Genomic DNA, 18,677 nt, shown 5'->3' with positions numbered 1-18,677 from the left:
GGTCGGCCAGCCGGCGCATGCCGGGAGTCGAGCGGTGCTGGTGGGACGCGTGCTGGGCCAGGTTGTCGTGGAGTGCCGCCGCGAGGTTCACGCCAGCGCGCTTCGGGTGCTGGCCGCGACGTGTGCGCCGCCGCCGAGGTCGGCCGTCGTGCCCGCGGCGAAGCCGGACGCGCCGCCGTCCCCGGTGAGGCGGCGCGGGCGGGCCAGGCGGGCCGTCGGGTAGGCCTCGTCGCGGCGGCGCTCCACCGCGCCCGAGCGGTCGGCCAGGACCAGGTCCATCGACGGCACGCCCGACGACGCCGCCGATTCGGCCGCCCGGAGCCGGGTGGTCACCGCGGCCGCGAAGCCGGCCAGCCACGACCTTCGGAAGGCCGCGGCGTGCTGGCCGGGCGGGACCGCGGCGGCGGCCAGGCCGTGCGCGGCCTGCACCAGCAGCGAGGTGTAGAGCAACTCCGCCCGACTCACGTCGCTGTCGAAGCCGAACAGGTGCACGGCGACCGAGCCGGCCCGGGTGAGCCGGACCGTGCGGCACCGCAGTGGGATCGCGACGCCGACGAGCAGGCCGGCCTTGTCGGTGGCGTAGGGCGACGGCACCTCGATCATCCGGTCGACGACGGGGTCGCGGGCCGGGTCCCGAGCGGCAAGGAGCGCCTGGTCGACGCCGTATTTGGCGATCAGCTCGGTCGCCTTGGCGGTCAGTGCCTCGGCCTCGGCCGGCGAGCACGCCGGGTCTTCGGCCTTCGCCAGCAGCTTTCGCACCTTGTCAAGCACGAGGTCAAGAGATAGCACATCGCCGGAAACGGCTGTCAGACATGGATAGTCATGAGTACGCTGGCGTCCGCCCGTTGATCCACGATGGAGGCCGCCCCATGTTGACCCGACTCCTCCGTGCCCTCTTGACGAGCCTGTTGGCGATCACCACGATGGCCGCGCTCGGCGTCGCCGTGGCCACCCCCGCGCAGGCCGAGCCCGCCACCACCGACCTCGCCGCCGCTGGCATCTGCTACGGCGGGTTCGTCCGCAAGTCGCTCCCGCGCGGCGGCACCGGCTTCGACGCCGGGCCCTACACGACCTCGACGCGCTGCGTCGACATCAACGTCCGCAACGCCAGCGTCTACCCGTTCAAGGTCTGCGTGATCTTCGTCAGCGTCGGTTCGTGCAACTACTGGACCAGCGTGCCGACCGGCGGTGCGTGGAAGGTCGCCGCCACCAACGTGCGCGACAACGTGAAGTTCTACGTGCGCGTCGTGCTCGCCGAATACAAGTACGAGCCGCTGGTGATCGACACCGCCTACTGAGAGCGGCGGCGGAGCGTGGCGACGGCCGACCCGGCCAGCGTCAAAAGGCACTCCGGCAGTTGACCGTCGGCCAGCGCGGCGCCGAACAGCGCCTCGCCGGTCGACGCGTCGCTATTGGCATAGGCACTGACGAAGCGGGCCACCCACCGGGTGTCATAGCCCGCTTCGTCGATGTCGGGAAAGTCGAGCGTCCACCGGCCGGCCGGCACGCCGTCGCCGACCATCGTCGCGGCCAGGCACCAGGCGACGTCGTAGGCGCCGACGACACCCGACCGGTCGACGACCGCGTCGAACGCGTTGACCACCGCGTCACTGTCGCCGTCGAGGGCCAACCGCAGCACCTGCGCGGCATCGTCGACCGCATCCGGGGGAACCTCGACCACGGGCGAACTCTACGACCCACCGTCAACCACGGCCACGCGAACGACTCAGCCGGGTGCCCGCAACAGACAGGTCAGCCGGGCGGTGCAGACCCGGTCGCCGGCCTCGTCGGTGATCACGATTTCGTAGGTGGCCACCCCGCGACCCCGGTGGGCCGGTGTGGCGACGCCGGTGACCGTGCCCGTGCGTACCGCCTTGTGGTGGGTGGCACTGATGTCGACGCCCAGGGCGAGCCCACGGCCGATGGTGTGCCCGTGCATGGCGGAGGCCACCGAGCCGAGCGTCTCGGCCAGCACGCACGACGCGCCGCCGTGCAGCAGGCCGTACGGCTGCGTGTTGCCGTCGACCGGCATCGTGCCGACCACGCGCTCCGGGGTCACTTCGGTGAGGACGATGCCCATCCGCTCCGCGAGCGCGCCCGGGCCTGATTCGAGGGGTGATGTTGACACGCGGTCACGTTACCCGTCGGTATAACGGTTTTGACCGGGCGCTATCCCATATATCGACGTGGGCACGCTACCCTCCCTGGCGGACCTCAGGGGAGGAAGGACGGACACCCCATGCTCGTCTCCCGCGGAGCGCGCTACATGGCCATCGCCGTGTCTGCCGCGCTCGTGCTGGCCAGTGCCGCGTGTGGCAAGGATGCCCCACCGCCGGACACCGCCGAGGCGGCCGGCACCCCGGCGCGGCTCTACGGCACCGACGGAAACATGATCAATACGTTCGGCGACGAGTTCAAGGAGCAGGCGGGCATGCTCGCCGGGATGAAGGGCACGACGCCCCTCGCCCCGCTGTCCGAAGACTTCAAGGCGCGGATCAAGGCGCTGCGCCCCAAGCTCACCGACTACACCTATGCCGGCGAGACCTACGACGCGGTCGTGATCAGCGCGCTCGCGGCGCAGCAGGCGGGCTCGACCGAGCCGGCCGCGATCGCCAAGCAGATCAACTCGGTGACCACCGGGGGCACCGAGTGCGAGTCGGTGCCGGCCTGCCTGGCGCTCGCGCGCGACGGTGCCGACCTGGAATACCGGGGCGTCTCGCTCAAGCGCGGCGGGTTCACCGACGCCGGTGAGCCGTCGACCGCGAGCTACGCGACACTGCACTTCGGCTCCGGCGACCGGCTCGACGACAGCAAGACGGAATACGTCGGCGCCGGCGACGAGTCGGCCACGACGACGAAGAAGCCCCCCGCGACGTCGACCGCGCCCGACAAGATCGACCCACTCAAGATCGGCGGGCTGTTGCCGGAGACCGGCGACCTGGCGCTCGCCTACCCGCCGATGGAGGCGGCCGCGGCGCTGGCGATCAAGGAACTCAACGCGGCCGGCGGCGTCTTCGACCAGGACGTCGTGTGGGTGCCCGGCGACGACGGCACCAACCCCGACGTGGCCAAGCAGACGGTGGCCAAGCAGATCGCGGCCAAGGTCAGCGTGATCATCGGTGCCGGTGCGTCGAGCATCTCGCGCGCCGTGCTGCCCGATGTGGTCAAGGCCGGCCTGGTGCTGTTCTCGCCGTGCAACACCGACGCCGGGCTGAGCACGATCGACGACAAGGGCCTCTACTTCCGCACCGCGCCCTCCGACATCCTGCAGGGCCGCGCCCTGGCCGACGTGATCCTGCGCGACGGGCCGCGGAAGATCGCGATCGTCGCCCGCAACGACTCCTACGGCACGGGCCTGCAGGGCAACGTGAAGTCCGAACTGGAGCGGGCCGGCTTCCCGACCGACATGATCGAGCTGCTGACCTACGAGCCGCCGACGCCGGCCGCCCCCAACATCGACTTCACCACCGGCGCCAATCAGATCAAGACCACCGGCCCCGACGGCGTCCTGGTCATCGGCTTCGGCGAGTCGGCCCAGATCATCAAGGCGCTCGACAAGGCCGGCGTCGCGATCCATCACTGACGTGGCACGTTTCCGGGAGCCGGGCCCATCGGGCCCGGCCCTAGATTGCTCCACATGAGTGAGTGGGACACCTCGCACCTGGCCAGTGACCCGGCCGGCGTAGACGGCCTGGGCGGCGGCGACGACTCCGCCGGCCTCGGCGCACCGCAGTCCATCGTGGAGCACGACCTCGACGGCGGCCGCACCTACATCACCGACGTCGACGGAGACGGCTACGCCGACCTGGTGGCCGTCGACGGCGACCACGACGGCGTCATCGAGGCCGCCTACCACGACAGCGACGGCGACGGCCGCCTCGACACGACGATGCGCGACTACGACGAAGACGGCGTAGCCGACCAATACCTGACCGACAACAACGGCGACGGCCACACCGACGCGGTATCCTCCGACATCAACAACGACGGCCGCGTCGACTCCCTGTCGATGGACACTGACTTCGACGGCCGCACCGACGCCTGGATCCGCGACACCAACTACGACGGCATCGCCGATTACGCCTCGGTCCGGCCGAGCCCGTTCGTCACGAACTAACTGCTGGTTGGCTCGGGCCCGCGGTGGGCGCGACCGTTGCTCCCGCCAGGGACCGCTGCGCTTCGCTCCGCTGCCAGGTCCGCGGCGGCTCGCTCTCAGATCGCCGCCAGCGGCATTGGCCGGGACTCCGCTGCGGGTTCTGCGGCGGTTGTCGGGGCGTCGCCTGATGGGCGGCGGCCGGGAATTCTGTTGGCGGTTCCGCTGGGGGGCCGCTCGGGGTCGTCGCTCGGTGGGCGGCGACCACGGATTCTGTTGACGGGTGGGCGACGACCCCTTGTCAGGGGGTCCCCTGGTGGGTGGCGGCCGGGAATTCTGTTGGCGGGTGTGCGGCCGCTTGCTGTCAGATCGTCGCCCTGGGCGGCGGCCGGGACGTGTGTGCCGGGTCCGCGATGGCTCGCTGTAGATCGCCGCCTGCTGGGCGAGAACTGGAACCTTCCTCGCCGGACGCCCGAGGCGGCGGCCCGGACGTGTGTGCCGGGTCCGCGATGGCTCGCTGTAGATCGCCGCCCGCTGGGCCAGAACCGGAATGTTCCTCGCCGGGTCCGCGGCCGCCCGCTGTCAGATCGTCGTCCCTGGGCGGCGATTTGGACCTCTGTTGTCAGGTCTGCGGCGCCTGTCGCCGAATCGCCGCGGCGTGGGTGACGGGTGGTCGGGGGCCCTTCTCAGAGCCAACATGTTTTCGCGTGTAGCTACATGCCAAAACATGTGCGCGCGAAGCAGGTACCCGGCCCTCGCCGTGGCGCGTGTGGGGGTGGCGTGCGAGCGTCGAGTCGCGGTGGGGAGCCGGTGGCCGTAGGTTGTGCCGGAACGCTACCCGCACCCGCGCGAGGAGATCCGATGAGCGAGTCCGAAGAGGTCGTCGAGACCCGCGGCGACGAGCACGTCGAGCTGATGACGGCAGACGCCAACAACGACGGCAAGACCGACGTGTGGGTGGTCGACACCGACGGCGACGGCAAGCCCGACCTGTTCCAGTTCGACACCGACGGCGACGGCAAGGTCGACGTCACCATGGTCGACCTCGACGAAGACGGCACCCCTGACGAGGTCGTCGACGGCGACGGCGGCCACCCGCCGGCGGCCGCCTGACCGCCGCCGCACCCTGCCTGAACATTGGGCCCGCCCGCGAGGGGCGGGCCTAATGCTGTTTGGCGGCCGCGAGGAGCGCCGTCAGGAGGTGGTCGTCGGCTGCCGGCGGCACCGTACGCAGGTCGAGCAGGCAGCGGCCCGCGGATACCCGGCCGACGACCGGTGGGTCGCCCTGGCGGAGCAGCGCCGCGTAGCCGGTGGGCAGGCTCAGCGCGACGCTCGGCAGCACCACCCCGGGCGCGCCGCCGCCGCCGACCGTGGAGCCGGCGTCCACCACCTCGACGTCGATGGCCGCGTCGGTCAGTGCCGACGCGAGCCGCCGCGCCCGCTCGCGTAGGGCCGTCACGGGGGTACGCAGTGACACCGTCGTCGGCGGGAGCGGGCCGCGTACCGTCGCCTCGAGCGCGGCCAGGGTCAGCTTGTCGACGCGCAGCGCCCGCGCCAGCGGATGCCGGGCCATCCGCGTCACCAGGTCGGTGCGGCCGAAGATCAGGCCGGCCTGGGGGCCGCCCAGCAGCTTGTCGCCGCTCGCCGTGACCAGGGAGGCCCCCGCGGCCAGGGCCGAGGCGGCGTCCGGCTCGTCGGGGAGCAACGGCTCGGGTGCCAGCAGGCCCGAACCGATGTCGTAGACCACCGGCAGGTTCAGGGAGGCCAACTCGGCGACGGTGGGCGCCGCGGTGAAGCCGGTGACCCGATAGTTCGACGGATGCAGGCGCATCACCAGCGCCGTGTCGGGGCCGATCGCCGCGGCGTAGTCGGCGAGCCGGGTCCGGTTGGTGGTGCCGACCTCGCGCAGCACCGCGCCGGCCGCGGTGAGCAACTCCGGGATGCGGAAGCCGTCGCCGATCTCGATCAGTTCGCCTCGGCTGATCACGACCTCGCGGCCGGCCGCCAGCGCGAAGACCGTCAGCGCCAGCGCGGCGGCGTTGTTGTTGACGACGTGCACCGCCTCGGCGCCGGGGACCGCGGCCCGCAGTGCCGCGAGGACCTCGGCGCCGCGCCGGGCGCGTACGCCCGATGAAAGGTCGAATTCCACGTCGGTGTAGCCGGCCGCGTCGGTGACCGCCGCGAGCGCCGCCGGTGAGAGGGCGGAACGCCCGAGGTTGGTGTGCACGATGACACCGGTCGCGTTGAGGACCGGCCGCAGCGCCGCGGGCGACGCGGGCAGGGCGCCGACCGCCACGTCGGCGGCGGCCGATGCCGGGAGACGGCCGGAGCGGATCTCGTCCAGTGCCCGGTTCACCGCGGCGCGGACCAGGCCGTGGCCGAGGCGCTCGGCGGCGGCGACCAGGCGCGGGTCGGCGAGGACCGTGTCGACCCGCGGCGTCGCCCGGCGTGGATCGGTCATCGCGCCCCCCGGGTCAGGGAAGGTTGGTGGCGGAGGCGTACGGGAATCGAACCCGCCTGACCCGGATGCCGGATCACGCCGGTTTTGAAGACCGGGAGGGCCACCAGGCGCCCACTCGCCTCCGTCGGCGACTATAAGCGACAAACGCGGAGCTTGCGGAGAACCTCGGGAAAGCAACACGCCCACCGTGCGAAGCCGCAGGTGGGCGGTGCTCAAAGCCCGGCGAGAGGCTTGGTGGCCAGGGGCGGGGTCGAACCGCCGACCTTCCGATTTTCAGTCGGACGCTCGTACCAACTGAGCTACCTGGCCGTGGTGACAACGCGGTCCTGACGGGACTTGAACCCGCGACCTCCGCCTTGACAGGGCGGCGAGCACTCCAACTGCTCCACAGGACCTTGCTCGTGCTCCCCGGCCGAAGCCGGGGTCTTTCCGTGCCCCCAACGGGATTCGAACCCGTGCTACCGCCTTGAAAGGGCGGCGTCCTGGGCCGCTAGACGATGAGGGCGGCCCCGCAATCATCGCACATGTGGATCCAGGCGCGAATCTGGCGGCAGTGCTCCCATCCGGACCCGCCGGAGGCTTCGAAAGCATACGCGATGCCTGTCTCCCTCACCAAGCCGGTACCACCGGTACCGCAAACCCGCCCAAACCCCACCCGCTCAGCGCAGCTGGGTGATGCCGTACCGGCTGCGCAGGTTCTTGATCACTCCTGGGCACGCGACGAGCGTGCCGTTCCGGTCACCGCCGCCGTCGTGCATCAGGATGATCGAGCCGGCACGTGAGTGCGAGATCACTCGGGAGCCGATGAGTTTCGCGTCGGAGATCTCCCAGTCGCGCGGATCGACGTCCCAGCCGAGCGGGAGCATGCCCAGCGAACCGGCGACCTTGACCACGTTGGCGGTCCATTCGCCGCCGGGCTGGCGGAAGTAGCGGATCTTCGCGTTGGGCACGGCCTTGCGGATCGCGCGGTTGGTCGCCTCGAGGTTGGCCTTGATCTCGTTGACCGGGCGCTTGCCGAGGTCGAGTTCGTGGTTCCAGCTGTGGTTGCAGAGCGTGTGCCCCTCGCGGACGATCCGCTTCACCAGGTCGGGGTATTTCCTGACCTGCGAGCCGACCACGCAGAACGTCGCCTTCACGTGTGCGGCCTTGAGCCGGTCGAGCACCTTCGGTGTCCACATCGGGTGCGGGCCGTCGTCGAAGGTGAGCGCGACCTGCTTGCGGCCGGTCAGCTTCATGCTGCCGAACGGGCCGCTGCCGGCCGGCTTGGGCTTCGGCTTGGGTTTGGGCGCGACGACCACGTCGGGCGGTGGGGCGGATACCGAAGGTGACGGCGCCGGCTCGGTCGTGTGCACTGCCGACGGGCTGGCCGCGACCGTGCCGCGCTGATTGGCCAGCACGGCCGAGCGGTTGGTGGTCCAGCGCGAGCCCACCAGCAGCGTGAGGACGACCAGCGCGGCAGCGACCGCGACGCGTCTCGACATCGTCTGACTCCCGGGGCGGGAGCGGGGGCGTGCTCCCAAGGGGCGCCGGCCCACGCCGGCGAGGACCGCACACACGGTAGCGGACCTCGGCCCGGTATACGACTATCCGAGAGACCTTCGCGCCCACGTTTGGGCGAGTTGGACCGCTTCGGCGAGGCTCGCCGGCGCGACCACCCCGGAGGGCAGCGTTTCGACCGACCATCCTGGACCGCCGGCCAGGATCAGCACCGGTCGGCGTGGCGCGTCCTGCAGCACGACGAGTTGCGCCGGGTCGGCGGTGTCGGGTGCGTGCGACCAGATCATGACCACATCGGGACCGGTACGGTCGACCGCGTCGGCCAACGCCACCGACGGCACCCGGGCGCCGAGCAACCGGCTCGCGACCCCGGCGGTCGCCAGCGCGGCGGCCATCGCCTCCAGCGGCAGGCTGTGCTGTTCCTCGTCGGCGCAGGCGAGCAGGATCCGCGGCGGCTCGGCCTCGCGCGGCCTCGGCACGGCCGCGAAGACCTCGGTCGCGGTGCGGGTGAACAGGTGCTCGACCTCGATCAGCCGCTTGGTCGCCATGTGCCGCTCGCCGATGCCGGCCAGCACCGGGCGCAGCACCTCGTCCCACGCTGACACGACACCCTGCTCGGCGACGGCCCGCGACATGATCTCGCGCATCGCGTCGACGTCGAGCCGGATCGCCGCGCGGGCCAGGCCGCGCGCGGTCGGCCCGGCGCGGCCGACCGGGATGGCGAACCCGCCGCCGTCGCGGGCCGGCCGGGCCGCCGGCGCAGGAGGCGCCGGCGGGACGTCGGGTGCGTACCGGGCCCAGCGAGCGGCTTCGGCCGGCGCGATGCCCTCGGCGGTCAGCCGGCGCATCACCTCGAGCCGGGACAGGTCTTCGACGGTGTAGCGACGGTGGTGCCCGGGCACGTGGCTGCTCGGCCCCAGCCCGTAGCGCTGGTGCCAGGTGCGCAGCGTGGTGACCGCGACACCGAGGCGGCGCGCGACAGCCCCGGCGCTCAGGCCCTCATCGGCCACCTGACCGCTCCGCCGCGTCGCCGTCGGCGTCTGCCGGTGCCGCGGCCGCGCCCACGGCGCCGGACCGCTGGAACGCGGCGACCTGGTTGATCACCCCCGCCAGCCAGGGTGAGTAGAGCGTGGGCTCGGCTCGGATCGCCCGGGGCAGCACCTCGGGATCGACCCAGTCGAGCTCCGCGACCTCGTCGGGGTCTGGCAGCAGTGGCTCGTCGCCGGACACCCGGCCGAGCAGCACGTGGTCGTATTCCCACTCGACCCGGCCGGTCGCGGGGTCTTCGGCGTAGTAGACGTAGACACCGATCTCGGCCAGCGCGACCGGCGTCGCGCCGAGTTCTTCCTTGAGCCGGCGGTTGGCCGAGATCGCCAGCTCCTCGCCCGGCGCCGGGTGGCCGCAACAGGTGTTGGCCCAGCGCATCGGGAAGCGCGTCTTCACCGCCGCCCGGCGCTGCAGCAGGACCCGCCCATCAGGGTCCATCAGCACCACCGAGAACGCCCGGTGCAGTTGACCGGGGCGCTGGTGTGCCACCTCGACGGTCTCGCTGCCGATCGGCAGGCCGGCGTCGTCCACGAGTTCGACGAGGTGTCGTTCGCGAGAGTCGGTCATGTCAGTCCTCCGACGATCCGGTCAGCGGCGAGCTTGCCGGAGATGAGCACCATCGGCACGCCGACGCCCGGCTGGGTGCCGGAACCGACGAAAACCACATTGGACAATGCGGGGTGCAGGTTGCCCGGGCGGAACGGCCCGGTCTGGAACAAGCTGTGCGCGGCCGCGAACGGGGTGCCCGCGGCCATCCCGGCGGCCGCCCAGTCGGCTGGGGTGACCACACGGGAAACTTCGACGCCGGCGGCGAACCCGTGGTAGCCGCGCTTTTCCAGCGTGGCCATCAGCTCGTCGGCGTAGCGGCGGCCGAGCGGGCCGCGCCAGTCCAGTGGCGCCCGGTCGAGGTTGGGCACCGGCGCCAGCACGTAGTAGCTGTGCCGGCCGGCGGGCGCCACCGTCGGCTCGGTGCGGCTCGGGTTGGTGACCAGCAGCGACGGGTCGGACATCAGCGCGCCCCGGTCGATGATCTCGGCGAACGTACGCCGCCAGGCCCGGCCGAAGTGGATGTTGTGGTGCGCGATCCGCTCGTACCCCTGGCTGGATCCGATGTGCAGGACGACGGCGGAGGGCGAGTAGCGAAGCGGGCGCACCGACTCGCCGAGCAACTCCGCGGCCGCGACGGGCAGGTCGGGGTTGAGCACCACCACGTCGGCCGGGATCCGCTCGCCGGTGGCGGTGTGCACGGCGACCGCCCGGCCGCCAGCGGTCTCCACCCGCGTCACCGCGCAGCCGTAGCGGATCTGCACGCCGTGCTTCTCGGCGGCGCCGGCCAGGGCACGCGGCACGGCGTAGATGCCGCCGCGCGGGTAGAACACGCCGGCGACCGAGTCGAGGTAGGCGATCACCGCGTAGATCGCCAGCGCGTCCTGTGGCGCGAGGCCGGCGTACATGGCCTGGAAAGAGAAGATCCGGCGGGTACGCGGGTCGCGGAAGAACTGGTTGACCTTGGTCTGCAGGCGGCGGAAGGCGCCGGTGGCGAAGAGCCGCAGCAGGTTGCCGGTCAGCAGGTCGGTCGGGGCGTCGAAGTTGCGGGCGATGAAGTCGTCACGCTCGAGCCGCCACAGGTTGCGCGCGAACTCGACGAACCGCAGATAGCCGTCGGCCTCGCGCGGTCCGCAGACGCGGGAGATCTCGGCGGCCATCCGCACGGTGTCGGTGATCACGTCGAGGGTCGAGCCGTCGGGGTAGTGGGCCCGGTAGGCCGGGTCGAGGGGGATCAACTCCAGCCAGTCGCCGAGTTCCTCGCCCACCGCGGCCAGCGCCTCGGCGATCAGGTCGGGCATGGTCAACACGGTCGGCCCGGTGTCGAACTCGTAGCCGTCGAGGCTGAGTCGCCCGGCGCGGCCGCCCGGGACCGCCTCGCGCTCGAGGATCGTGACCTGGCGGCCGGCACCGGCGAGGTGCAGGGCGGCGGCCAGCCCACCAAGGCCCGCGCCGACCACGACGACGCGGTCGGTCGGTCCGGTTACGGTTCGCACGCCCACCTCCTGAAGTTAGCCGTCACGATCGCCGTTGCGTGGCCGCCACCGCCAGCGCACCCAGCGCGGCCCGGGTCGAGCCGTCGACCGGTGCCCCGTCCAGCGCGGTCAGAGCGGCACTGATCCGATTGTCGATCATGGCGTCGACCATGGCCACCGCGCCAGTATCGGCGACGATCTCCGCAACGCGGTCGATTTCGCGTGGACGGGCCAGCTCCGCCTGCTGTGCCGGGTTGGCCAGGCGCCGGGCGAGCAGCAGCAACACGGTCGGTTTGCCGGTGCGCAGGTCGTCGCCGGCCGGCTTGCCGGTCTCGGCCGGGTCGCCGAACACGCCGAGCAGGTCGTCGCGGAGTTGGAACGCCTCGCCGACCGCGTCGCCGTAGCGCTGGTAGGACTCGGCGACCGCCGCACCGCCGCCGGTGAGCGCCGCTCCGAACAGCAACGGCCGGGTCACCGTGTAGCTCGCCGTCTTCAGCCGGGCCACCCGCAGCGCCCGATCGACCGACCAGCGATCGGGCTCGGCGTCGCCGAGCACGTCGAGGTATTGCCCGGCGATCGCTTCGACCCGCATCTCGTCATAGCAGCGGCGGGCAGCCAGCAGCGCGGCTGCGGGCACGTCGGCCTTGGCCAGCAACCGATCGGCCCAGACCAGGCAGAGGTCACCGACCAGCACGGCGCCGGCCGAGCCGAACCGGTCCGCCGGGCCGACCCGCCCCGCGTGGGTGTGCTGTGCCGCGAGCACCTGGTGTGCCGTCGGCCGGCCGCGCCGGGTCAGCGAGCCGTCCATCACGTCGTCGTGGATCAGCGCGAACGCGTGCAGCAACTCGAGGGCGGCGAAGGCGGGCAGCACCGGGTCGACGGCGGGCCCGGGACCGGCGACGCCACGCCAGCCCCAGTGTGCGAACGTCGGCCGCAGCCGCTTGCCGCCGGCCAGCACGCTGTCGCGGGCCAGGGCCCCGAACGGGCGCAGGGCGTGGTCGGTGGACTCGAGGGTGGTGCATTCGTCCCGGAGGAACGCGGCGAGGGTGGTGTCGATAGCGGCCCGTAGCCGCCCGTCGCCCAGGTATGTGGAGCGTTGGGGCGGCGGGGCCAGAGGCAGCGCGTCGAGCGTGTCGTTGGCCACGCGGCCGAGCGTACCCTATGATTACGAGTTGCGTCGATTGATGAGTCGATTTACTGTAGGAGGCGTGATGGAGCAGAACCTGACTGCGTCCTACGAAAGCTGCCGTGAGCTGCACCGACAGCACGGTCGAACGTACTATCTCGCGACTCGGCTGCTGCCCGCGTGGAAACGGCGACACGTTCACGCTCTCTACGGCTTCACCCGCCATGCCGACGAGATCGTCGACCGCACCGACGACCTCGCCCCGGCCGACCGCGCCGCCGAGCTCGCCCGCTGGTCGGAGAGCTTCGTGGCCGGGCTCCACGGCGCCGAGGTCGACGACCCGTTGCTGCCCGCCGTGCTGCACACGATCGCCGTGTTCGACCTCGACCGCGACGACTTCGCGAGCTTCCTGCGCAGCATGGCCATGGACCTCACGGTCACCACCTACCCCACCTACACCGACCTGCTCGGCTACATGGAGGGCTCGGCGGCGGTGATCGGCAGCATGATGTTGCCGATCCTCGGCAGTTCCGACTTCGCGGCCGCCCGCGAGCCGGCCCGGCAACTGGGGCTCGCGTTCCAGCTCACCAACTTCATCCGTGACGTCGGCGAAGACCTCTACCGGGGGCGCACCTACCTGCCCGACGAAGACCTCGACCGGTTCGGCGTGACCCGGGCCGACCTGGCCGGAGCGGTCACCCGGCGGGCCGCGACACCCAGCATCAAGAGCCTCATCGCGTACGAGGTGGAGCGCGCCCGCCTGCACTACGCCGCCGCGGCTCCCGGCGTGGCCCTGCTCGCGCCCGGTTCGCGGGCCTGCATCCGCGCCGCCTACACGCTCTACGGCGGGATCCTCGACGAGGTGGTGGCCGCCGACTACGACGTGTTCGTCCGCCGGGCCACCGTGCCCAACCACCGCCGGGCCGCCGTCGCCGCCCGCGCACTCCTCGCCAGTCCCGGCACGCCCATCGTCGTGCCGCCGACCAACGCGCGGGCGGTGCCGGCGGCGGCCGTGGAGGCCGCCTGATGCGCACCGCGGTCGTGCTCTTCACCCGCGACCTGCGGGTGCACGACAACCCGGCGCTGACCGCGGCGTGTGCCAACGCGGAGCAGGTCGTGCCCCTGTTCGTCTTCGACCCGGTGCTGGCCGGCCGGTCGCCCAACCGCGACCGGTTCCTACACCAGAGCGTCGCCGACCTGCGCGCGGTGCTCCGCGACCGGGGCAGCGACCTGGTGCTCCGGGAAGGCGACCCGGTCGCCGAGACGATCCGGGTGGCCGGCGAGGTCGGCGCCGAAGGGGTGGCCGTCGCGGCCGACGTGAGCCGCTATGCCCGGCGCCGCGAGCGGCGGCTCACCGAAGAGGGTCAGCGGCATCGGCTCTCCGTCAAGTTCTTTCCTGGCCTGACCATTGTGGACCCCGGTGCGCTGAAGCCCGGCGGCGGCGACCACTACCGGGTGTTCTCGCCCTACCACCGGGCCTGGACGGCGGCGAAGTGGCGCGACCGGGTGGGCCCGCCGAAGAAGGCGGCGTTCCCGTCCGGCGTCGCGGTCGGGCCGTTGCCGGACGAGCCCGCAGGCGAGTCGCCCGGCGCGGTGCCGGGCGGCGAGACCGCGGCCCGGAAACGGATGCGGGGCTGGCTCGCCAACGTCGAACGCTACGACGACCTGCACAACGACCTCGCCGGCGACGGCACTTCACGGCTCAGCCCGTACCTCCGCTTCGGTTGCCTTTCTCCGTTGGAGCTGGCACACGCCGCGCTGGGCCGCCCGGGTGCCGAGCCGTTCGTCCGCCAGCTCTGCTGGCGCGACTTCTACTACCAGGTCGCCTTCGCGTTCCCGCAGATCGCCCGCGAGGCCTACCGACGCGGCAGCACCGAGAGCTGGCGGGACGACGACGCGGCGTTCCACCGCTGGGCCGAGGGCCGCACGGGTGTGCCCATTGTGGACGCCGGCATGCACCAGCTCCGGCGGGAGGGCTGGATGCACAACCGGGCCCGACTGGTGACCGCGTCCTATCTGACCAAGGATCTGGGCGTCGACTGGCGGCGCGGGCTCGCCGAGTTCGCACACTGGCTGCTCGACGGCGATCTGCCCAACAACTCGGGCAACTGGCAGTGGACGGCGGGCACCGGCAACGACACCCGGCCCTATCGCCGGTTCAACCCCGAGCGCCAGCGGGAGCGCTACGACCCCGCCGGCGAGTACGTCGCCCGCTATTCCTGAACGACGCCCATGATGGCGGTTTCCAGCTCCTCGAGCCGGTCGAACTCGGCCAGGTGTCGGGTGACGAAGCCGATCGCGAGGCCGGCGCTGGGCAGCGCGTAGCCGCAGCTGCCGCCGATCCCGCCCATGCCGAAGCTGCCGTCGTCTTCGATCTGGAAGCCGAGCGACCAGCGCACGGTGCGGTCGAGCAACTGGTCGGGCCCGTCGTGCTGCACCCGGCACATCTCGGCCACGGCCGCCTCGCTCAGGATGCGCCGGCCGTCGAGCGTGCCGCCGGCCAACATGCCCGCGTAGAACCGGACGACCGCGGTCGCGGTCGCGTGCAGGTTGACCGCCGGCACCGTGGTCTCCCGCCACAGTGGACCGTTGAGCACCGCGAGGTCGCGGCAGCCGGCCGGGTTGGCCAGGGCGCGGTGGCGCAGGCTGCCCGGCGCGCCGACCGAAGTGTGGGGCCAGTCCGGTGAGCCGAAACCCAGGTCGGCCACGTCGGTGCGGCCGCCGGCGCCGAAGTCGAGCTCGAGCTGCCACGGCCGGGCCACCTCGTCGGCCAGGAACTGCCCGATCGGCCGGCCGTCCACCCGGCGGACCAGTTCGCCGACCAGGTGGCCGTAGGTGAGGGCGTGTTCCGCCGCCACCGTGCCCGGCATCCACATCGGAGCGGCGCCGGCCAGGTCGGCGACCAGCGTGTCCCAGTCGGGCCCAGGCGGGTGCCGGTCGCGCGGTGGGGAAGGCGGGGCGGGCGGCGGTATGTGCGAGCACGTGCCGGACCGTGGTGCCGTCGTCGGGGAACTCGGGCCAGTGCTCGTGCACGGGGTCGTCGAGGCCGACCAGGCCGCGGTCGACCAGGATCATCAGGCAGGCGGCGGCGAACGGCTTGCTCACCGAATAAACGGCGACCACGGTCCGGGGCGTCCACGGGCGCCGGCGGTCGGCGTCGCACCAGCCGCCGACCAGGTCGACCACCAGCCGGCCGCGGTGGACGACGGCGAGACCGGCTCCGCTGTCGCGCCCGTCGGCGAAGAAGCTCTCGAAGACGTCACGCACGGGCGCGTACGCCGGGCTGGTGTGGCCGGTCACGGGCGACATGGCGGTCACTCTAGGCCCGGCTGACGTTTAATGGGCTACGTGACTGAGCGCGTGGACGTCGTCGTGGTGGGTTTGGGCGTCGGAGGCGAGGAGGTCGCCGGCAAGCTCGCCGAGGCCGGGCTCGCGGTCGTCGGCATCGAGAGCAACCTGGTGGGCGGCGAGTGCCCCTACTTCGGCTGTGTGCCGACCAAGATGATGATCCGGGCCGGCAACGCGCTGGCCGAGGCGCGCCGGATCGCCCGGCTGGCCGGCTCGGCGTCGGTGCACCCGGACTGGTCGCCGGTCGCCAGGCGGATCCGCGAGGAGGCCACCGACGACTGGGACGACACGGTCGCCGTCGACCGGTTCGTCGGCAAGGGCGGCCGGTTCGTCCGCGGCTACGGCACGCTCACCGGCCCCCGCACGGTCGAGGTGGCCGGCCAGACGTTCGAGGCCGCCCGCGGCATCGTCATCGGCACCGGCGCCGCGCCGGTCGCGCCGCCGATCGAGGGCCTGACCGGCACGCCCTACTGGACCAACCGCGAGGCCGTCGAAGCCGAAGAGCTGCCGGTCTCCCTGGTGGTGCTCGGCGGTGGCGCGATCGGCGTCGAGCTGGCCCAGGTGTTCGCCCGGTTCGGCGTGCGGGTCACGGTGGTCGAGGCGGCCGACCGCCTGCTGCCGTTCGACGAGCCGGAGGCCGGAGCGTTGGTGCGCACGGCGCTCGAGGCCGACGGCGTGGAGATCCACACCGGCATGCACGCGACCCGCGTGCTCCATACCGAGCAGGACGGCTTCGCGGTCGAGCTCGGCGAGGGCGCCGCTCCGGTGACCGGTGACCGGTTGCTGGTCGCGACCGGCCGGCGGGCCCGGGTCGCGGACCTCGGCCTGGAGAGCATCGGGGTCGACACGTCGGCCCACGTGCTCGCGACCGACGAGCGGATGCGGATCGCCGACGGCGTCTGGGCGGTCGGCGACGTCACCGGGCACGGCGCGTTCACCCACATCGCGATGTATGAGGCCGGCATCGCCGTGCGCGACATCCTCGGCCAGGAGGGCCCGCCGGCCGACTATCGCGCGGTGCCGCGGGTCACCTTCACCGACCCGGAGGTCGGCTCGGTCGGCCTGACCGAGGCACAGGCCCGCGACCGGGGCTTGAACGTCCGAGTTGGACTGACCGATCTCACCACCTCCGCACGCGGCTGGATTCACAAGGAGGGCAACGCGGGCCTGATCAAGCTGATCGCCGACGGCGACGTGCTGGTCGGCGCCACGTCGGTCGGCCCGATGGGCGGCGAGGTGCTCAGCATGCTCACCCTGGCCGTGCACGCCCAGGTGCCGCTGGCCCAGCTGCGCAGCATGATCTACGCCTACCCCACCTTCCACCGCGCCGTCGAAGGTGCCTTGCACAACCTCGCCTAGAACAGCTCGGCCGGATCGATGGCGAGCGGGAACGGGTAGTCGGAACGCCATACTTCGCCCGGGTGGAGGACCGCGCGGTCGGTGTATTTGCCGTCATCGGCCAGTTGCAGGATCGTGAGCGAGCGGTTCCGGCGGTCGACGATCCAGTATTCGGGGATCTGGTGACGCGCGTAGAGCTCGCGCTTGAAGACGAGGTCGTTGCTTGGGTTGGAGGGTGACAGGACCTCGACGACAAGCAAGGTCTGTTGCGGCTGAGCGCCGAGAGCGCCGCTGTCCAGCACTTCGTCTGGGATGACCATCAGGTCGGGGATGAAGTAGTTGCGGTCGTTGGGATAGAGGCCCGCACCTTCGATGATCCGGAGGTGCCGTGGCGCCTGGTCATAGAGGCGATCGCGCAGGTTGGCCGTCGCCCTCGCGTGCGGAAATGGCGGGGGAGGCGTCACCACGAGACTCCCGTCGAAGATCTCGTACCGGTAGCCGTCGTCCGGGAAGTCGAACAGGTCGTCGACCGTGTAGCCGGTGGTGGACCTGGCACGGTAATGGGGGGTTGTCACTGTCACGCCTCCTTTCTAGGGGATCAGCGTTGCATCCGCGTTTGATCGATTACAACCTGTGGACAACTGGTGTCTGTGGATTACCGGCGGAGATGACGGGGTCGGGCAAATGGCTGTCGTGTTCTTGCAAAAAGATGACGTACAGTTTGCGCCGTGACCAGACGACTGACCGAGGTCGCGCGCAAGGCCGGCGTCAGCGAAGCGACCGTGAGCCGGGTGCTCAACGGGCGCGACGGTGTCTCCGAGTCGACGCGCACGGCGGTGCTCACCGCCCTCGACGTGCTCGGCTACGAGCGCCCGACCAAGCTGCGCGGCGAGCGCGCCAGGCTGGTCGGCCTCGTGCTGCCCGAGCTGCAGAACCCGATCTTCCCCGCCCTCGCCGAGGTGGTGACCGGCTCCCTCGCGCAGCGCGGGCTGACCCCGGCCCTCTGTGCCCGCACCATCGGCGGCATCTCCGAGCCCGACTACGTCGACATGTTGCTCGACCACCAGGTCTCCGGCGTGATCTTCGCCGGCGGTGCCTACGCGCTGGCCGACGCCAAGCACGACCACTACCGCCAGCTCACCGACCGCGGTCTGCCGGTGGTGCTGGTCAACGCGGGCGTCGACGAGTTGCCGTTCCCGCACGTCTCGACCGACGACGCGGTGGCCGTCGAGCAGGCCTACGGGCACCTGCGCTCGCTCGGCCACGAGCGGATCGGCCTGGTGCTCGGGCCGGAAGACCACGTGCCGTCGCGGCGGAAGTTGGCCGCCATGGCCGAGGCCGCCGGCTGGAGCGCCGACGACGCGACCGAGTGGGTGGGTCGCACCAGCTTCTCGATGGAGAGTGCCCGGGTCGCCGCCGCGAAGCTGATCGACAAGGGCGCCACCGGGCTGATCTGCGCGAGCGACGTGATCGCGCTGGGCACCATCCGGGCCGTGCGCCGGCTGGGCAAGCAGGTGCCCGACGACATCTCGGTGATCGGCTTCGATGACTCGGGGCTGATGACCTGCACCGACCCGCCGCTGACCACGATCCGCCAGCCGATCGAGATGATGGGCCAGGCGGCCGTCGACATCCTGGTCAACCAGATCGAAGGCGTCGGCGTCAACACCGACGAACTTCTCTTCGAGCCGGAGTTGGTGGTGCGCGGCTCGACCGGGCCGGCTCGTCCGCGCTGACCTGCACAGA

18 protein-coding genes, 4 tRNA genes and 1 pseudogene are annotated in these 18,677 nt (G+C 71.8%); 8 read left to right on the top strand and 15 right to left on the bottom strand.

The annotated features are described in order from the left end of the window. Positions 1–87: 87 nt before the first annotated feature. Complete coding sequence (locus tag AB0J74_RS30690) at positions 88–771, bottom strand: DUF2786 domain-containing protein (protein ID WP_363454096.1); 684 nt, start codon at positions 769–771, stop codon at positions 88–90. A 98-nt stretch (positions 772–869) separates the two neighbouring features. On the opposite strand from AB0J74_RS30690, the gene AB0J74_RS30685 reads away from it, so the two are divergent. Further along, positions 870–1,298: a hypothetical protein gene (locus AB0J74_RS30685; protein ID WP_363454095.1), complete on the top strand. Its 429-nt coding sequence runs from the start codon at positions 870–872 to the stop codon at positions 1,296–1,298. Here AB0J74_RS30685 and AB0J74_RS30680 read toward each other — a convergent pair. Continuing rightward, positions 1,292–1,681, bottom strand: coding sequence for a hypothetical protein (locus AB0J74_RS30680; protein ID WP_363454093.1), 390 nt, complete (start codon positions 1,679–1,681; stop codon positions 1,292–1,294). The genes AB0J74_RS30685 and AB0J74_RS30680 overlap by 7 nt on opposite strands. A 45-nt stretch (positions 1,682–1,726) precedes the next feature. Then, the gene (locus AB0J74_RS30675) at positions 1,727–2,080 is read right to left on the bottom strand and encodes a hotdog fold thioesterase (RefSeq protein ID WP_363454145.1); all 354 of its coding nucleotides are present in this window, start codon (positions 2,078–2,080) and stop codon (positions 1,727–1,729) included. A 159-nt stretch (positions 2,081–2,239) separates the two neighbouring features. On the opposite strand from AB0J74_RS30675, the gene AB0J74_RS30670 reads away from it, so the two are divergent. From AB0J74_RS30670 to AB0J74_RS30660, 3 genes are all read left to right on the top strand, one after another. Next, entirely contained in the window at positions 2,240–3,583 is a 1,344-nt protein-coding gene (locus AB0J74_RS30670; RefSeq protein ID WP_363454091.1) for an ABC transporter substrate-binding protein, read from the top strand. A gap of 54 nt (positions 3,584–3,637) precedes the next feature. Further along, positions 3,638–4,117, top strand: coding sequence for a hypothetical protein (locus tag AB0J74_RS30665; RefSeq protein ID WP_363454089.1), 480 nt, complete (start codon positions 3,638–3,640; stop codon positions 4,115–4,117). An 837-nt stretch (positions 4,118–4,954) separates the two neighbouring features. Then, positions 4,955–5,206 carry a hypothetical protein gene (locus AB0J74_RS30660; protein ID WP_363454087.1) on the top strand — a complete coding sequence of 84 codons (252 nt, stop codon included), beginning with the start codon at positions 4,955–4,957 and terminating at the stop codon, positions 5,204–5,206. A 49-nt stretch (positions 5,207–5,255) separates the two neighbouring features. Here the strand turns inward: AB0J74_RS30660 and selA are convergent, their stop codons facing one another. From selA to AB0J74_RS30610, 10 genes are all read right to left on the bottom strand, one after another. Continuing rightward, positions 5,256–6,554 carry an L-seryl-tRNA(Sec) selenium transferase gene (gene selA / locus AB0J74_RS30655; protein WP_363454085.1) on the bottom strand — a complete coding sequence of 433 codons (1,299 nt, stop codon included), beginning with the start codon at positions 6,552–6,554 and terminating at the stop codon, positions 5,256–5,258. 27 nt (positions 6,555–6,581) lie between these two features. Further along, a tRNA-Sec gene (locus tag AB0J74_RS30650) sits at positions 6,582–6,677 on the bottom strand. A 109-nt stretch (positions 6,678–6,786) separates the two neighbouring features. Continuing rightward, positions 6,787–6,863, bottom strand: a tRNA-Phe gene (locus tag AB0J74_RS30645). 12 nt (positions 6,864–6,875) lie between these two features. Then, positions 6,876–6,949: transfer RNA gene (locus AB0J74_RS30640), tRNA-Asp, on the bottom strand. A gap of 37 nt (positions 6,950–6,986) precedes the next feature. Next, positions 6,987–7,059, bottom strand: a tRNA-Glu gene (locus tag AB0J74_RS30635). A 154-nt stretch (positions 7,060–7,213) separates the two neighbouring features. Further along, complete coding sequence (locus AB0J74_RS30630) at positions 7,214–8,035, bottom strand: polysaccharide deacetylase family protein (protein ID WP_363454083.1); 822 nt, start codon at positions 8,033–8,035, stop codon at positions 7,214–7,216. Positions 8,036–8,137: 102 nt separating this feature from the next. Further along, positions 8,138–9,061: a MerR family transcriptional regulator gene (locus AB0J74_RS30625; protein WP_363454081.1), complete on the bottom strand. Its 924-nt coding sequence runs from the start codon at positions 9,059–9,061 to the stop codon at positions 8,138–8,140. Continuing rightward, complete coding sequence (idi, locus tag AB0J74_RS30620) at positions 9,051–9,665, bottom strand: isopentenyl-diphosphate Delta-isomerase (RefSeq protein ID WP_363454079.1); 615 nt, start codon at positions 9,663–9,665, stop codon at positions 9,051–9,053. The genes AB0J74_RS30625 and idi overlap by 11 nt, the downstream gene beginning before the upstream one ends. Continuing rightward, a complete protein-coding gene (gene crtI, locus AB0J74_RS30615; RefSeq protein ID WP_363454077.1) occupies positions 9,662–11,140 on the bottom strand; it encodes a phytoene desaturase family protein in 1,479 nt (492 codons plus the stop codon). Before crtI ends, idi begins: the two co-directional genes overlap by 4 nt. A 22-nt stretch (positions 11,141–11,162) precedes the next feature. After that, positions 11,163–12,239, bottom strand: coding sequence for a polyprenyl synthetase family protein (locus AB0J74_RS30610; protein ID WP_363454143.1), 1,077 nt, complete (start codon positions 12,237–12,239; stop codon positions 11,163–11,165). A gap of 91 nt (positions 12,240–12,330) precedes the next feature. Here AB0J74_RS30610 and AB0J74_RS30605 point away from each other — a divergent pair, with 91 nt between their 5' ends. Beyond that, a complete protein-coding gene (locus tag AB0J74_RS30605; RefSeq protein WP_363454075.1) occupies positions 12,331–13,272 on the top strand; it encodes a phytoene/squalene synthase family protein in 942 nt (313 codons plus the stop codon). After that, entirely contained in the window at positions 13,272–14,468 is a 1,197-nt protein-coding gene (locus AB0J74_RS30600; protein WP_363454073.1) for a deoxyribodipyrimidine photo-lyase, read from the top strand. The genes AB0J74_RS30605 and AB0J74_RS30600 overlap by 1 nt, the downstream gene beginning before the upstream one ends. Here AB0J74_RS30600 and AB0J74_RS30595 read toward each other — a convergent pair. Then, a pseudogene (locus AB0J74_RS30595) lies at positions 14,459–15,554 on the bottom strand (serine hydrolase domain-containing protein). The gene AB0J74_RS30600 and the pseudogene AB0J74_RS30595 overlap by 10 nt on opposite strands. Positions 15,555–15,593: 39 nt before the next feature. Between AB0J74_RS30595 and AB0J74_RS30590 the strand changes: the two are divergent. Beyond that, complete coding sequence (locus tag AB0J74_RS30590; RefSeq protein WP_363454071.1) at positions 15,594–16,952, top strand: NAD(P)/FAD-dependent oxidoreductase; 1,359 nt, start codon at positions 15,594–15,596, stop codon at positions 16,950–16,952. Here the strand turns inward: AB0J74_RS30590 and AB0J74_RS30585 are convergent. Further along, complete coding sequence (locus AB0J74_RS30585) at positions 16,949–17,506, bottom strand: Uma2 family endonuclease (protein WP_363454069.1); 558 nt, start codon at positions 17,504–17,506, stop codon at positions 16,949–16,951. The genes AB0J74_RS30590 and AB0J74_RS30585 overlap by 4 nt on opposite strands. A gap of 153 nt (positions 17,507–17,659) precedes the next feature. On the opposite strand from AB0J74_RS30585, the gene AB0J74_RS30580 reads away from it, so the two are divergent. Beyond that, entirely contained in the window at positions 17,660–18,667 is a 1,008-nt protein-coding gene (locus AB0J74_RS30580; protein ID WP_363454067.1) for a LacI family DNA-binding transcriptional regulator, read from the top strand. Positions 18,668–18,677 lie beyond the last annotated feature (10 nt).

It is taken from the genome of Asanoa sp. NPDC049573 (assembly GCF_040676615.1).
Classification (GTDB): Bacteria; Actinomycetota; Actinomycetes; order Mycobacteriales; family Micromonosporaceae; genus Asanoa.
The sequence above is the reverse complement of the archived record's forward strand: the minus strand, read 5'-3'. Positions and strand labels throughout refer to the sequence as shown.

What these genes read in the sequence shown, in the direction of transcription:
- AB0J74_RS30605 (WP_363454075.1), top strand. Translation starts at nt 12,331, where the DNA reads ATGGAGCAGAACCTGACTGCGTCCTACGAAAGCTGCCGTGAGCTGCAC.
- idi (WP_363454079.1), bottom strand. Translation starts at nt 9,665, where the DNA reads ATGACCGACTCTCGCGAACGACACCTCGTCGAACTCGTGGACGACGCC.
- AB0J74_RS30675 (WP_363454145.1), bottom strand. Translation starts at nt 2,080, where the DNA reads ATGGGCATCGTCCTCACCGAAGTGACCCCGGAGCGCGTGGTCGGCACG.
- AB0J74_RS30665 (WP_363454089.1), top strand. Translation starts at nt 3,638, where the DNA reads ATGAGTGAGTGGGACACCTCGCACCTGGCCAGTGACCCGGCCGGCGTA.
- AB0J74_RS30660 (WP_363454087.1), top strand. Translation starts at nt 4,955, where the DNA reads ATGAGCGAGTCCGAAGAGGTCGTCGAGACCCGCGGCGACGAGCACGTC.
- AB0J74_RS30685 (WP_363454095.1), top strand. Translation starts at nt 870, where the DNA reads ATGTTGACCCGACTCCTCCGTGCCCTCTTGACGAGCCTGTTGGCGATC.
- AB0J74_RS30630 (WP_363454083.1), bottom strand. Translation starts at nt 8,035, where the DNA reads ATGTCGAGACGCGTCGCGGTCGCTGCCGCGCTGGTCGTCCTCACGCTG.
- selA (WP_363454085.1), bottom strand. Translation starts at nt 6,554, where the DNA reads ATGACCGATCCACGCCGGGCGACGCCGCGGGTCGACACGGTCCTCGCC.
- AB0J74_RS30670 (WP_363454091.1), top strand. Translation starts at nt 2,240, where the DNA reads ATGCTCGTCTCCCGCGGAGCGCGCTACATGGCCATCGCCGTGTCTGCC.
- AB0J74_RS30600 (WP_363454073.1), top strand. Translation starts at nt 13,272, where the DNA reads ATGCGCACCGCGGTCGTGCTCTTCACCCGCGACCTGCGGGTGCACGAC.